The 14,675-nt window shown below is 58.4% G+C and carries 13 protein-coding genes; 10 read left to right on the top strand and 3 right to left on the bottom strand.

Annotation, left to right across the window (positions count from 1 at the left end):
* Positions 1–12: 12 nt before the first annotated feature.
* Entirely contained in the window at positions 13–549 is a 537-nt protein-coding gene (locus tag AB8808_RS11275; protein WP_369931246.1) for an ATP-binding cassette domain-containing protein, read from the top strand.
* A 564-nt stretch (positions 550–1,113) separates the two neighbouring features.
* Positions 1,114–1,572 (top strand): hypothetical protein, encoded by a 459-nt coding sequence (locus AB8808_RS11270; protein WP_369929397.1) that lies wholly within the window; start codon positions 1,114–1,116, stop codon positions 1,570–1,572.
* Positions 1,573–1,600: 28 nt separating this feature from the next.
* Here AB8808_RS11270 and AB8808_RS11265 read toward each other — a convergent pair whose 3' ends face one another.
* Together AB8808_RS11265 and AB8808_RS11260 are read right to left on the bottom strand one after the other, a co-directional pair.
* Complete coding sequence (locus AB8808_RS11265) at positions 1,601–2,449, bottom strand: IS3 family transposase (protein ID WP_369931245.1); 849 nt, start codon at positions 2,447–2,449, stop codon at positions 1,601–1,603.
* Positions 2,450–2,460: 11 nt separating this feature from the next.
* Positions 2,461–2,766, bottom strand: coding sequence for a transposase (locus tag AB8808_RS11260; RefSeq protein WP_036140207.1), 306 nt, complete (start codon positions 2,764–2,766; stop codon positions 2,461–2,463).
* 436 nt (positions 2,767–3,202) lie between these two features.
* On the opposite strand from AB8808_RS11260, the gene AB8808_RS11255 reads away from it, so the two are divergent.
* Together AB8808_RS11255 and AB8808_RS11250 are read left to right on the top strand one after the other, a co-directional pair.
* A complete protein-coding gene (locus tag AB8808_RS11255; RefSeq protein WP_369929395.1) occupies positions 3,203–4,150 on the top strand; it encodes an ATP-binding protein in 948 nt (315 codons plus the stop codon).
* Positions 4,151–5,660: 1,510 nt separating this feature from the next.
* On the top strand, positions 5,661–6,461 hold the full coding sequence (locus tag AB8808_RS11250) for a hypothetical protein (RefSeq protein WP_369929394.1): 801 nt from the start codon (positions 5,661–5,663) through the stop codon (positions 6,459–6,461).
* Between the two features lie 116 nt (positions 6,462–6,577).
* On the opposite strand, the gene AB8808_RS11245 is transcribed toward AB8808_RS11250, so the two are convergent.
* A complete protein-coding gene (locus AB8808_RS11245) occupies positions 6,578–7,210 on the bottom strand; it encodes an LLM class flavin-dependent oxidoreductase (RefSeq protein ID WP_369929392.1) in 633 nt (210 codons plus the stop codon).
* A gap of 92 nt (positions 7,211–7,302) precedes the next feature.
* Here AB8808_RS11245 and AB8808_RS11240 point away from each other — a divergent pair, with 92 nt between their 5' ends.
* From AB8808_RS11240 to AB8808_RS11215, 6 genes are all read left to right on the top strand, one after another.
* The gene (locus tag AB8808_RS11240) at positions 7,303–8,253 is read left to right on the top strand and encodes a LysR family transcriptional regulator (protein ID WP_369929390.1); all 951 of its coding nucleotides are present in this window, start codon (positions 7,303–7,305) and stop codon (positions 8,251–8,253) included.
* A gap of 70 nt (positions 8,254–8,323) precedes the next feature.
* The gene (locus AB8808_RS11235) at positions 8,324–10,102 is read left to right on the top strand and encodes a hypothetical protein (protein WP_506193212.1); all 1,779 of its coding nucleotides are present in this window, start codon (positions 8,324–8,326) and stop codon (positions 10,100–10,102) included.
* Between the two features lie 407 nt (positions 10,103–10,509).
* A protein-coding gene (locus AB8808_RS11230) for an IS3 family transposase (protein ID WP_506193211.1) occupies positions 10,510–11,618 on the top strand; the annotation gives its coding sequence in 2 pieces (ribosomal slippage) (positions 10,510–10,771 and positions 10,771–11,618; 1,110 coding nt in all).
* Positions 11,619–11,656: 38 nt separating this feature from the next.
* The gene (locus AB8808_RS11225) at positions 11,657–11,920 is read left to right on the top strand and encodes an MBL fold metallo-hydrolase (protein ID WP_369929384.1); all 264 of its coding nucleotides are present in this window, start codon (positions 11,657–11,659) and stop codon (positions 11,918–11,920) included.
* A gap of 620 nt (positions 11,921–12,540) precedes the next feature.
* Positions 12,541–13,839, top strand: a complete 1,299-nt coding sequence (locus AB8808_RS11220) for a hypothetical protein (RefSeq protein ID WP_369929382.1) — start codon at positions 12,541–12,543, stop codon at positions 13,837–13,839.
* A 182-nt stretch (positions 13,840–14,021) separates the two neighbouring features.
* Positions 14,022–14,282: a hypothetical protein gene (locus AB8808_RS11215; protein ID WP_369929380.1), complete on the top strand. Its 261-nt coding sequence runs from the start codon at positions 14,022–14,024 to the stop codon at positions 14,280–14,282.
* Positions 14,283–14,675: the final 393 nt, after the last annotated feature.

The following is a 14,675-nucleotide window of genomic DNA, read 5'->3' as shown; positions in this document are numbered from 1 at the left end:
CATTTGTCAGCCGTGCTCGTGCCGGGACTTCATCTCCTCGTCGGCCCCAATGGCGCCGGCAAAACGACCTTGCTCAACGCCATCGCGGGAACGATCCCATGCGTGTCCGGAGCGATGCGGCTGGACGGCCGGCCACTCCGGCACATGCAGGGCGAAGTGGCACTGGCCCCGGGGACGCCACCAGATATTCCCTGGATGCGCTCAGGTCTGCTCCTCGACTTCGTCACGTCCCTTTACCCGGCCACGAAGCGCGATGACGCTTACCGCGACGAGGTAGTAGGGCGATTGGGAATCAACGGATTGCTGGACACCCCCATGGGCAGCTTGTCCGCGGGTTCGGCAAAGAAAGTGATGCTTGCCGCCACCCTGATGACAGCAGCGAAAGTCATGTTGTTCGATGAACCCATCAACGAGATCGACGCAGCATCCATGACCCAATTTCTGGCATTGCTCGATGCATATAAGGCAAGCCGCGTCGTCATCGTGAGTACCCATCATCTGGCCCAGCTGAGGCCCATGGCCAGCGGCGTTATTTCCCTGGGCGGCTAGCACCGCTAGCGCGAGCTCGTTCAGGAGCGTTCAACGGTCGATTTTCGTTCGGGCGCGCACACCACGCTAACCGCCGACGTTCTGTCGATCGCCCCCGGCAAGTGCGCCCAGCCATACGTTCAACCATGGCGACGTGGGCGTACAGGGAGGGGGGGCTCATCGATCAGGTCGTGCGGCCGTCGGCGAGCGTGATAGGAGCACACTGCCATTGCCAGACGCCCAGTTATTCCGTCCGCCCCCGGCCGTCAGGGGCCGCTTTGCGCCGGCAGCTGCCGCTGGCAAGCTTCTGGTGATGGACATCCACTACCTGCTCCCCACTGATTTTCCCGTCGATGACCTTTGGGCAGTGGCGGCGCAACTTGCCGAAGCGGCTGTGTGCGTGCCAGGGTACCTGCCGCCGGACAATGGCCTGATGGCCCCCGACTCGTTTCTCTACGCTCATCGAGTCGAGGGCCAGAACACCGTTCTCCTGCCCGATCGCAACGTGGTATCCCGCTGCGTGCAGATGGCGCGCGGGCATGCACCGATAGATGCTCAGCACCGCTATGCACCTTTTTCGAATGGATGCACCACGACTTCATCCTGGGCGGCCCGTCCGCGCTTCTCGCACTCCTCTACCTCGCCCCCAACTCGGCACCCCGGAAACGGCTATTCAAGGCACTGCGTTCACCCGACCGCGAGCGAGCCATCGCTGGCGTAAAAAACGCTGCATGGGACCTGACCTACATCAGTGACTTCGTCAAACGCGTGCGGGAAACGCCCTTCGAACATACCCAGTTCCTTCTCGCGAGCTTCGACGACGGCTTGCGCCGGATTGCGAGCCTGGTATTCGGGCGGCGCGACGACGAGTCCGAAGAGGACCGCCTGGCCGACCAGTTGCAAGCGTGGTGGCCACGCGCTGACATCCATGACCTGGCGTCTCTGCTGACCGAGTGCTTCCGCCAGGCGGGCTCACCCGAGAAGCTCGAGTCGCAGTCAAAAAAGCCAGGTTACCTCGTTGATTTAACCGAAGAGGGTGAATGAGCTTGCCCCGGTTTAATGGACACTCAAGTTATGGGGTAGCAGCTTCGGTCGCCGCAGGCGATCGATAGCCGTTGGTCGAGTGTAAGCGCTGCCGGTTATAAAACACTTCGATGTATTCAAAAACCACGTGGCGTGCCTCCTCGATCGAGGCGTAGCGGCGTGGGGCTGCGATCTCGCACTTCAACGTACTGAAGAAGCTCTCAGCCACCGCGTTGTCCCAACACTCGCCGCGCCGGCTCATGCTCACCCGCATACCCAGTCGAGCGAGTTCGGCCTGGTAAGCCGCGCTCGTGTATTGACTGCCCTGGTCGGAGTGATGGAGCACTCCCTGCGCCGAACCGCGCTGGCTTACGGCCATGCGCAAGGCCTGCAAGGGCAAGTCGGTATGCATAGTCGCAGCCGTTGCGTGGCCAATCACTCGCCGGGCGTACAGATCGATCACGACGGCCAGATACATGGGACCCTGTTGCGTGGCGAACTGTGTCATGTCCGTTACCCAGACCTGATCAGGGGCGGCCGTGGTGAAGCATCGATCAACATGGTTATCGGCCACCACGGACACCGTGGCGGCCCGTCGTGATGCCTTGCTTGTACGCCAGCTGCGCCCGACGAGACCGCCCTGGCGCATCAAGCGGGCGGTCGCATGGCGCCCCAGGCTCAGCCCCTGCTCACGAGCCAGATGCCATAGCCGGGGACTGCCGTAAAGCCCTCGGCTGCGCTCATGCAACTGCTTCAGCTGCGCCAGGTGCTGGCGGTCACGAAGCACGCGGGGGCTCGGATGCTTTTGGCGATGCCGCCAGGCATAGAAGCTGTTGCGACCCACCTCGAGCAGCCGGCAGAGAACCACGATGGAGTACGACGCGCTCTCCGCTTCGATAAACCGGCATTTCAGCTCGATTCCTTGGCGAAGAACGCCGTCGCTTTTTTTAGGATGTCACGCTCCATCCGCAGGATCTCGTTCTCGCGTCGAAGCTGCTGTATCTCGGCCTGCTCGGCCGTCAGCGGAACGGCGGGGGGCGATCGCGAAGGCGCTCCAGAACCGGCTTGAGCCTTCTCGATCCAGCGCCTGAAGACACTCTCGACCAGATCCAGGTCACGGCATACCCGAGACACCGGCTGACCTCGCTCAAGGACCAGGGCAACCGCGCCGGCCTTGAAATCAGGTGTGAACTGACGACGAATTCTTTTTGACATGGGACACCTCTGGACGAACCTTACGGCTCACGATGGGTGTCCATCAAATCCGGGCAAGCTCAGATCTGCTCTTCGGAAAAACGCTTCTTCACGTCCAATCTCCTTCTTGTGGGGGATTGAACTCGAAACCGGGGCGCTACTCAAATTTGGGGGGACGTCGCCCCCATGGCAGAGCCCCGTTCCTTGCGACATCCAAACGCGGCGCTTGATCGCTAAATCGCGACGACAGGAAGGCCTTCCCCTTCACGACGTCAACGAGGACGCTCAGGCTCGCTTCACGCGCAAGCATCTTGCGGCAGCCAATGAGTCCCGCGCATCCGGATCCACCATCGCGACGATGGCCATGCGGGGAAGTCTTGCACCTCAGAATTGCAAGAAGACGGTTCGCCAGGCTGTTCCTCGAGGTGGATGGATAGACATCGACGAGATTTAGGCCATGAAGCACCCCGTTGAAGCAAATGATTATCTGATCGCGACCAAGCCCATCGGCGAGTATGCGAATTGGTGCGTCGCACTGATCGAATCAGGCATGCCGGGAAAGGCAATGACATCGGCGTACCGAATGGGGAAGAGCCGCGCAACACGATGGGTTGTGTCAAACAAAACGGCACTCCTCCATGAGGATGTTCCCATTTTTATCCTACCGCAGCGGTTCCACAGCTCTATAACGCCAAAAAAGCTCTTCAGCCATATTCTTGAGGCGACCGGACACCCGCTAAGATCAGGTGACGAATCGGTCCTTAGATCTCGCATCATCGTTCAGCTTGGCGAGATGACTGAGCACATGGACCGCAAGCGCGTTGTCATGTTCGTTGATGAGGCGCAATGGCTTAACAGGTTGGCTTACCATCTCCTGATCAATCTCGCCAATGAGCTTGATGTGATAGGCATTCGGTTGATCGTTATCCTTGTCGCATCACCCGAGCTGGACGGAATCATTGCGCGATATCGTACCCTCAAGCGGGGCCATATCGTCGGCAGATTCATGAGCGACGTCACTCATCTAAATGGCATCGATTCGGCGGGCACGCTCGCCCATGCTTGGTCTCAATACGACACCAAGCAGATATTTCCTGAAGGGAGCGGCATTTCCTTCACCCGAGCATTCGCCGGAGACCGATTTTCTGCTGGGCTCACGATGCATAGTTTGGCCCAAAATGCCTGGGACGTTATGGAGCAGGTGTTTCGCCAGTCCGGCGGGACTGGCGTGTTATCTCTGCCCATGCAGGCGGTTACGCTTGTGGCGAACGAGGTCTTGCTGCGCGTCGTAGGATTGCTTGATCCACCCTATTTGATCGGCTCCGATACGTGGGCGAACATTCTGGATCAGGTTGGCTTTATGGAGCAGATGGCGCTCGTCCAGATGACGCAGGCGGACAAGTGAGCGCGTCGACCTACCTGCCGGGAATCGCGACCATGAGCCCGTCGATGTCTCTTCATGCACGACTTAGCAGGGTCGCTACACAGAATTCGCTAAGGATGGTCAACCTAAAGCAATTAACGGGGCTTGAAACGGCGCTATCGTCGCCCGGCATATCGAGTCAATGGCGAAATCGAAAGGTCAGGGAACGCATGACTGACCTGTTCTCCGCAGGAGATGACGCAGTTGCTCGTATTATTGACGCGACAGGCACCATCGAGGCGTGGGTACCATGGCTTTCGCAGGGCTCGACCCCCGATATTGAGGGCATCGCCGTCGCGGCGCTACTGCCTTCGACAGACGAGTTGCACTACTGCCGAACCTGTTGGTCGAATGGATATCACACGTTGCTGTATCAACTGCCGTGGATTGATGACTGTCCATTCCATCACACAAAAATCCTAAAATCATGCCATTTCTGCGGCAGTTCAACCGGCATGAACAGCGCACGCAATACAGTGACACATCCCTTTCGGTGCGATCATTGCAATGGTCAGATTGGGGGTATTCGAGTTTCCCGATCACCCGCGGATATCGAACGTGTTGCGCTCGAGTGGCTCGTTGAATGTTCAGATTATCGATCGGGTACAACCCATCCGCGTTACACCGCTAGCGTCCTGACGATACCCCACGCAAACCAGGATGTCGTCAATGATATGTGTCGAATGACGCATGGTTTCATCTTCGGAAAGGAGTGCTTGTCACCCATAGGTCTGCAGTGGATCGCTGTACCGGAAAGGACTGAACAGGTATCTGCGATCGTCAGGGCAATTCTTCCGTCAGGAATTCTGTCAACAGACGCTGAGAGTATGATAGCTGGCGTTTCGGTGGGCATGATGACAAGGTCGGCAAACGAGTTCCTCGATATGTTTCACGCCGCTTATCGAAAGCGCTTACGATGGAGGGGCAGGGACCTGGCCGATCGGAAGTCGCGCGCTTCACTGATAACGTCACAATATGCGCGACGCACTCTCGCTGAGACGTGGATTCGTTGCATGGCAACGTGTGACGGACTTATGCGCGAAAGCCCGAGTTCAGATATTCCACGATTCGTGCAATGGATGCTATCAGGGCCGATATGGGCGCTAGGACGGTACGGTGCAGTACAGGCAGCTCTGGGTGTCGATGCCATCCCAGGGGAGACATTCAGCCCCCTTGCGGGCGCGCGCCATGCGGCCGTCGTCTGCGAAGACTTTCAATCCTCTACTACTCGCAGACTCATCGCAGTCTCCGACCGAGACCTGATGGAGGCGATGGCCGCCGCGTTGCCCCTGACAGAGCGCCGCGAAACGTCATGCTAACCGAGGGCGAAACACAAATTTCTTTGGTACCACCAGGTAACCTCTTGCGTCAGGTTGCTAACCTTTCGTCTGACGAGGCCGTTTGTAACCTTACATTGTCTCTGGGCCAGATCCTAGCTAACGAAGACGTCCGCAATCCTCGCATCGATTCACGGGCAGAGGCGATCCGACCAATGTTCGTTCGCTACATACTGGAACAAAGGCCGATCGAGCAGTGCAAAGACGCTCGCATCGCGAATGAGTTGAAAGGAATTCTTGGCGAATCGGTGGCTCTATCGGACGTCTCTGTATCGGCTATCCGTATGTTACTCCACCGAGCTCGACAAGTTGTCGATCAAGAGCATCACCTAGAGGCTAAGGAAGCCAGTATTTCTCGAAAACTTGCAGGCATTGACACAATCGAACGAGACATTGCAAGGCGAGAGGCAGCTATTACAAGGCGACTAACCATTGACGCTGATTTTCTTGCTCTGCAGAATGAGAATCGCCGCCTTAAAATCGAGATTAAAGAGTACATTGCCAAACATGATCGGATCCTGGAAGGCTTCAGGAGATGCCGAGGTGAAAGTCGTGCGTTTCGTGTGGAGCTTGCCAGGGCCAAGCGCCTCACGTACGGATGGAATTCGCTTCTTGGGTACATCGCCAAGAACAGCGAGGCAGCACCGCTTGGTAGCGAGCAAGACGAAACACTGTCGCCCTACGATCGATTTTTGCAGTTCCTCGATGTTTTTCCGGACCTCACAAGCGATCATCTACTCTGGTTTATCTGCAATGAGTGGCGTTGTTCCGGCGGGTCCGCCCAACCGTATTTGCTCGCGTCAATCCTGCTCGATCAGTATTTGGATAGACTTTGGTCTGAGACCGGCATGCGAGATGATGCTAGAGACAGCAGGTCGAGTATCGATCGGATGCAGCCGCAACCGTCGAATTTTCGAGCATGGTCGGTTTCGGTGCGCGACCGATTCGGCCATTAACGATCCCGACAAGCACCGAGCTGAAGAAGTGATGCCGCAGGCACGACGAGGGACCTGTACGAGTTGACGAGTCGCATCACGTCTTGAAGCGTTAGCAACAATTCTCAATTAGCTTCTCACTGAGCCGTCTCGCCCGCGAAGCGCGAAGCGCGAAGCTCAGACGCGGTCATTCTTGATGGGGGTGGGAGGCTCGCGCGAAGGACGCCTCTCATTCGAGCTGGACCGGTAACGGCGCGGATCGTTTCCACGGCGTCGCGAAAGCGCTCCGAGCGTGTCGCGTAGTCCACACCGAAGACAGGGTACTCAACGGGTCGATCGCCGCTGGCCAGACCGAGGATGAAGCGGTTATCCGTGAGGTGGTCCAGCGTCGTGGCCTGCTTGGCCACCGCCAGAGGATCACGTAACGGCATGACGATCCCGGCGGTGCCCAGTGCGATACGGGAGGTCGCGCAGGCCAAATAGCCCGCATACGCCATAGGATCAAATACTTGGCCAACGTCGCGGAAGGTCGGGTCGTAGAACGGCACATCCCGTAGCCACAAGCTGCTGAAACCGCCCTGGTCGGCCAATTGGGCCATGGCCAGGTGGTCTTTCATGGTCGGCGCCGGCGAGTGCGGATAACTCTCCAACGGCGCAATCAGTCCAAACGTCAGACGGCCGTTGGCGAACACCTGGTCAAATCCGGCATGGGTATTCGCTTGAGGGCTTAGCCGTGACGGGGCACTGAGGAAGGAGAAGGTTGTATTCATGTCAATTCCGCGAGGGGCGCCAGGAATGCGCTCCGGCTGTGGAGCACAAGGTAGGCTCGCCAACAGGACTGCGGAAGACTAATAAAAGGAACTTGATTATTAGCAAATATGGAAACTATGATGGGGTCGTGGGTTTCATTCGACAACTACAGATTTTCGTTACTGTCGCCGAGTCAGGCAGCTTCGCGCGTGCGTCCGACACGCTGCGACTGGCAAGGCCGAGCGTCACGAAAGCGATCAACGAACTGGAGTCTCGCGTTGGTGTGCGACTCCTCCATCGCACGACGCGGCGCACCAGCCTGACGGGGGAGGGTGAATCGCTCTATGACCGGGCCACCACGTTGTTGCGGGACGTGGCAGAGACCCAGGACCTATTCGGAAGTGCGGGTTTCCAACCGAGTGGCCGCCTTCGTGTCGACATACCGGTGGCTCTCGCTAAGCCCCTATTGATACCGGAATTGCCCAGCTTTGCCGCCAGCTATCCCGACATCGATCTCATTCTCGGCGTAAGCGATCAGCCTGTTGACCTGGTGGCGGACGCGGTCGACTGCGGCCTGCGAATTGGCGTGCTGCCACCCACCAGCATGATCGCCCGGCAATTGGCGACGGTGAGCATGGTGATCTGTGCATCCCCGGCGTATCTAGCTCGGCACGGTGTGCCCCGGGCGATCGACGACCTACGTAGCCTGCGCGCGGTGAACTACTTTTCGGGCCGGGGCAATCGCGCGATCGCCTGGCAGATGTCGCTCGAGGGGCATCACGCGCTGGTGATGCAGAGTGCTCTCATGGTCAACGATGCCGAGGCGTTGGTGGCATGTGCGAAACAGGGCATGGGATTGATCCAGGTGCCGGAGCTATTGGTGGCCGAAGAGCTGGCCGCCGGTCGGCTCGTCAAGGTCCTCCCCGGTGCATCCCAAACCCTCTGGCCGCTGTCGATCATGTACCCCAACCGGCAATACCTCGCCCCCCAAGTCAGAGCATTCATCGACTGGATGGCGCAACTCGTACACGATCGCCGCAGCGAAGCGCTGCGGCCCGTTTAAACTCAGGACGACGTTTGCCGTCCGGCCATGCCTTAACCGACGGCGTGCTTTATGCACGACGTAGTAGCCAATGAAAGGAATCGAATCTGTGTCAAGAAACGCCACCGACATCGCTAAAAAAGATGATGCCGTCGAATTTACGCTGAAATACCTGGACCTTCTTGAAAAGCACCTTCACGTAAAACTAAATGACGCCGGCCTGGCCGTCTGCATTGTTGAATGGATCGACGCGGAATCGATCTCTTCGTTGCGCCATGATCTCTCGGAGCTCATGCGGGACGAACTTGAACTGCGCGCACGAGAAGCAACGATCGACTACGGATCAACCCATATCCAGACGGTTGGATTTGGGCTTGCTCCGGATTTTGACCAGTTCGTAAAACTTGGCCTGATCTATGGTGATCGTGTTGTCCTTTGGGATGTCATCCATAGTCGCATTTTCGCTAATGATCAACCGAATCAAGATCGCAAGGGCTTACTCGCGCAGATTGCCTGCAATCTTTTGAATCTCAGGCCAACAGTATTGCGTGGCGGCCTCGTCATCCTGGCGCACCCTATCGTGTGGAGCAACCTAGCTTCTGCCATTGATGAAGAGCTGCGCGCAGCTGGCGCCGTTCAGGCCGCCAGCCTTGGCCTTTCGTTGGCCTTCGCCGCAATCAAGGAGGGCCTCCCCCTACATCCCTACGTCCTCCTCGAAGATGGCTCGAAGCCCATGCCGGCTTCACCAGCAGGCAGGGAGGTCGATCCGCTATTTTCATCTGAGAGTTTCAAATTCCAACAGTGCGTCGCCAAACTTCTACGGGACGAACGTGTTGCCTACATGGAAGACGTGCGAACTGAGGATTTCTTTGATGTGATGTCAGGGCATGCCAAGTTGCGTCGCGCCCTCAGAATGCACTTCACAAGCGTGCTAAGCGGCCTCTCGCCCCAGCAAGAAATGAGGGAATTGACAGATAAGATCGACGATCTATTTGAGCTTTTTGAAAAAAGAAACGTGGCTGTCAAGAACTATGTTGCGGAGGCGGTCGATGCCACACTTAAGTTTGCTCTGGCGTCCGTGGTAGTGACGTCGCTGGGTGAATCATTGGTTTCGAACCTAGCGACTTGCGGCGTACCGGTCTTTTGCTTGACCACTGCAGTTCGGAAGTGGGTGAACACACCCGAAAAGCTCGTCATTATTCAGGCGTTCAATGCCCTGAATGAGGCCGCAAAGAGTACGCCTTCAATGCCTCTATACGACATGGAATTCCAGCTCTCAAACTACCGTCAGGGGCAGGCATCTCTTGGAAGCATCTACGAGGAGTTTATGGCTCTTCCTTGGACGGAAGATCGCCACGAATATCTCACGTCACTACCCCTAGATGTTGCGAAAGCGTTGCTAGCACTTCTGACAGAAGACGATCTGGCTATCATCGTCAATGAAAGAAGGTTTCAGGAAGATTATATCGGCGACTACTTGGCTTATCTGTCGGGCATTGATGAGGCAATCTATTGGGAGCACTTAGGAAAGACGTTTGAGTCATCAGACGGCCTTCTAAGTTACGACAATGATGACCACATCCGATCAATGGAAACGAAGGATATGCCATTGAAAGTGTGGAACCAGCTGCTGACATCTTTGTTCAGCGCGCATGCGTGCGAGTTGCGGTCACGCAACTATGGTTATCCGCTCGAATGCCTCCCAAACGTTGTTCGGTTTCAAACGGAAGCAACCCGAGACCTCGGCGAGAAGCGCTTAGCACTCATCAATCTAGCTTCAACCCTCACGCCTGATGACCGAGCGGCGCTTACCGATTTTGTCGCTTCTGCCTTCGATGGCAAGGCACCCCTTTGGCTTCCTTCCGAATGATAAGGTCCGCCCCACTTGGCGAAGGGCCGCGCGCCTGTCCGCCGGCCGAAGAGTAGTAAGCGGAGCTGTTCTCGGCCTCACTTGAGCTTGCAGGCCATCGATAGTCCATCGGACGGTCGAGCGCGGCGCCGTCGGAACGCTATTCAGTCGCTGGCGGTTGCTTCCAGCCAGGATGGACAGTGGCGCCATAAATCGTGCCAACGCTTTGGCGGTTCGCCACATCCGGCGGAGGCGAGGCGAAGGATTCAGGCCGTCCCTCTGTTCGGCCACACGCCCGGACACACGCCCGTGTCGACTCCCCGTAAACTTACTCCAGACATAAACCGAGGTCTCCTGTCGCCTCCCCGTAAACTTACTCCAGACATAAACCGAGGTCTCCGGGCAAAATATCCCCAAGGAGACCCACGATGCGCAAGAGCAAATTCACCGAGAGCCAGATCGTTGCGACGCTGAAGCAGGTCGAAGGCGGCAGGCAGGTCAAGGACATGTGCCGGGATCTCGGCATTTCCGAGGCGACCTACTACACCTGGAAATCGAAGTACGGTGGCATGGAGGCGTCGGACGTTCATCGCCTGCGTGACCTGGAAGCGGAGCACAACAAGCTCAAGCGCATGTATGCGGATCTGGCGATGGAGAACCACGGGCTTAAGGATCTCATCGCAAAAAAGCTGTAGACCCGGCGCATAAGCGCCCGCTCATCACCTGGCTGGTCGAGCAGCACGGATGGAGCGAGCGCCGGGCCTGTGAGGCACTAGGCTTCTCGCGATCTACGCTGCGCTACAAGGCTCGCCCTGATCGCGACGAGCCCGTTATCGGGCTATTAGCGGAGCTGGCTGAGCGATTCCCCGAGCGCGGCTTCGACAAGCTATTTCAGATCATCCGCCGGCGCGGTCTGCCGTGGAACCACAAGAGGGTGTGGCGCGTGTATTGCCAGATGCAGTTGAATCGCCGCCGACGCGGCAAGAAGCATGTCCCGACGCGTCACCCGCTACCACTGGTGGCCGGCGAGGCGATCAACGGAAGCTGGTCCATCGACTTCATGTCCGACGCGCTCTGGGACGGCCGCCGGTTCCGAACGTTCAACGTCATCGACGACTTCAGTCGCGAGGCACTCGCCGTGGAAATCGATTTGAATTTGCCTGCGTCGCGTGTGATTCGCACGCTCGAGCGTGTCGCTGCATGGCGCGGTTATCCGTCAAAGCTTCGTCTGGACAATGGTCCGGAATTCGTCGCTCTGGCGCTCGCGGAATGGGCAGAACGCAAAGGCATCAAGCTCGACTTCATCGAGCCGGGAAGGCCGATGCAGAACGGCTTCATCGAGCGCTTCAACGGCAGCTTCCGGCGTGGTGTCCTCGACATGCACGTGTTTCGGAACCTGACCGAAGTACGCGAGCAGGCAGAGCTTTGGCTAGCCGACTACAACCGCGAGATACCGCACGACAGCTTAGGCGGGCTGACGCCCGCAGAATTCAGGCAGCAAAATGATCCGGCGACCTTGGGTTATGGTTGGCACTAACTAACGGGGGGTCGACACCCGGACACACGGGATACCTCTTGGGTGACGAAAAGGAATCCCTGCTGGTATGGGGTGATGTTGTGCACTTCCCGCACGTGCAGACCGCACAGCCTGACGTCACAATCGCATTTGACAGTGATCCGGCCGAAGCCCGGCGTACTCGTGGCCGCCTGCTCGACAGGGTGGCGGCGGACAAGGTGACGGTAAGCGGGATGCACTTCAACCAGCCGACCACGGGCAAGATTCAGCGGGACGGCGCAGGCTTCGCCCTGGCGTATGATTACTGGTCGCCGACCGTGTGAACGTGGTGAGGTGAAAGCGCCCGAACGGCTCGTGGAGTGTGTTTCTGGCGCCTGCATTGCGCCGACCCACCAGCGTAGTGTGGAGTCGTGACAGGCCATGCCGGGGTCGGTAGCGGCTACAACCGTTGGCGGCCGCCGGAGGGCTGTGGTCCGTAGACCGCGAACGTATGCACGTCACTTCAGCCGACGGATCAAGCGGTTACGGTCGGAGTACCGCCGGCGGCAGGCAACATTGATCGCCGGCCGCCGGCGACCCTGACTACGGCTCCAGAACGTCGGGTTCGGGGCCATCGGAATTTAGCGGGTCCGCCGCGAAGCGCGCCGTTCCAGCGACCAACATCCCGCCGATGTCCGTGAAACCGCGGATGGCGGCATCCGAATACGACTGTAGGCTGGGGTAGAGCGCTCGCAGTTGGGACGGGGTGACTCCCGCCGTGATTCCGCGGTGCAAGGTACAAAACCCTTCAACCAGACGAGCGGTACCCGCGGGCTTTGTTACGATGTGCTTGAGGGTAGTGCCGATTGCCATGGGTTCTCCTAATAGTTGAGGTGGACCCATGGTAGGGAGCGGCTATCTGCCGAATCCACCCACACTATATCGACGCAGAGCGTGACTTGACATGGAAGGCAGAACTAAGACTGGCAAGACAAAGCGCACATCTGCAGCGGCCGCCGGTGATGCCAAGTCGTCGTCGCCGGTGGTGGCAATTCGCAACCGCCGAGAGCGAGATCGCATCAACCGATTCCTTGTGCAGCAGTGCGTTGCCCGGCGCTTCATGCATCAATTCAGCGCGGAATATGACGCACTGGTCGCGGTGAGAACCTCGATCGAGGGGTGCTTTGCCAACTCTCCCCACGCCGTGCTGCAAGAACTCCTCAAGCACCAGCAAGCGGATATTCTCACGGCGGGATTCTGGCTGCTCGAGACGCGAAAAGGTCGACGCGCCGTCGATAGTGGTGACGTGGAGTCGGCCACCGAAGAGGTGATCGACATGCATGCCTTGAAGGGATTCCACAACGATGAGCAGGTCCATCGGGTCGTACGCCTTCTCATCGCCGCAGTAGCCCCCTTCACGCGCCTTGCTGAGGAGCTGATGGATCGATTTAACTATTTCGATTACTTCAGCCTGCTCTCCATGACGACGGTCGTCCGTGGTGATGTCCTGCATGCGTCCTATGACGGCGTGGTTAACAGCAAATTCAAGTTCGTCACCCCCATTCCTGGCGTGGAAAGCGCTTATCAGTGGCTTCATGGTGCGCGCGCGTTCGCCGACCTGAACCTGACGCTTGCCATCAGCTACGCGGCTCGTGAACCACGGTTTTATGGGTCAGGGATTGAAATTTTTGACAGCGAACATAACGCCGTTTCAATCGACGGTCGACCAGTTGATCGTTCGCTCTTTCTTCGTATCGACCTCACCAAAGTGCCAGGCGCCATCGACGCGGCACTGGTCTACCTCCGCGCAGCCATCATGGACGCGCTGGGCGGCGCGAATGCAATGCTCGATGACGTGGAGGGTTACGAGTCGTTCCTTGCCACGCGCTTTGCAGCAACGGACCACAGCGTCAACACCATCGTCGGCGGCAATAATCAGCTGGAAGGAGCCCTTCTTGGCCTTTGGGCGTGGGACCTCACGCGGCTGGAAGGCAAGACGCGTGACGAGGCCTGCCAGCATATCGCCCGGGAAATCTTCGGCCACAACGATCCCATAATGTACGTGGCGATGCGACGGCCAGGCCTAACCGCGCAGGAAGAAGAAGCGGCCGTCCACAAGAAGGAGCGAACGACTCGTAAGCACCTCGATACGGTCAAGGGGTGGATCGAAGGCGGGCGGACGGAGATCGCCGCCAACTTGGGCCGCGATCTCGATCAGGCCGTGACCGGGCAGGCCCATCGGGCTCTCGGGCCGCGAACCTGAGTCACGAACGGCCCGTTGGCGGCCCATTAGTGCCTGGAGCCGCTGGATGTACCCGGCCACGGCGTCGTTGCGGTTGCCCTTTGCTGGCCCGTTCTTCTGCCGGCATGCTCGAGCGCACAAGGGAAGAGTGTTGGCCCTAACCATCATTAGACAGAACGCCTATGCATTGCAACGAGGACCATGTGCTTACACTGGCTGCGCTCAACGCCGATGCATCGACGCTGGGACGCGCACTGTCGCACGGCGATCTCTGGATAGCGCGCTCCATAGCAGAACAGATCGTCCAGCTTGCAGCAACGCTCGACAATGATGAACTTTTCGCATCTGCGAAAGAGCTGGCTGCGCGGATGGGCAGCGTGTCTGAAGCACCGTCTACCGGCGTGGGTCTCGCGCTGATGCGGTTCGGCCGTGCCATCGACGATGCGCTGGAAGCCAGCGGCTAAGCCCGCTTTCGGCGATGAGGGCCAATCTGAGGCCGCCGCATCCTCGGTTCACATACCGAGGCGTCCGACTGCCTGGTAAGGCTAAGCTCGCTGATCGCTATGAAGACGGCCAGTGCGTCAGGATGAAAACGAGCGAGCCAGCGTAGGAGCACAGCGTCCTCGAGCATCTTGTGCACAACTTGCTGCGCGACTGTCAACCTCAAGACTCCGTCACCTCGCGCTTGCGCCTCGCGCGCCGACGCCACGTTGGCCAAGGCAAACAAGGTCGCCGAGTGCTGGCCAAATGGCTGGATGTGCCGGGGATCGCTCATGAGCGCATCACTTGTGCGAGCGAGACAGGACAAGTGTGCGTCACAGAGATCTGAGACGTTCAGGAGACAGGCTGCCAGCTGC

The organism is Xanthomonas sp. NCPPB 2632, assembly GCF_041228075.2.
Taxonomy (GTDB): Bacteria; Pseudomonadota; Gammaproteobacteria; order Xanthomonadales; family Rhodanobacteraceae; genus Luteibacter.
The sequence above is the reverse complement of the archived record's forward strand: the minus strand, read 5'-3'. Positions and strand labels throughout refer to the sequence as shown.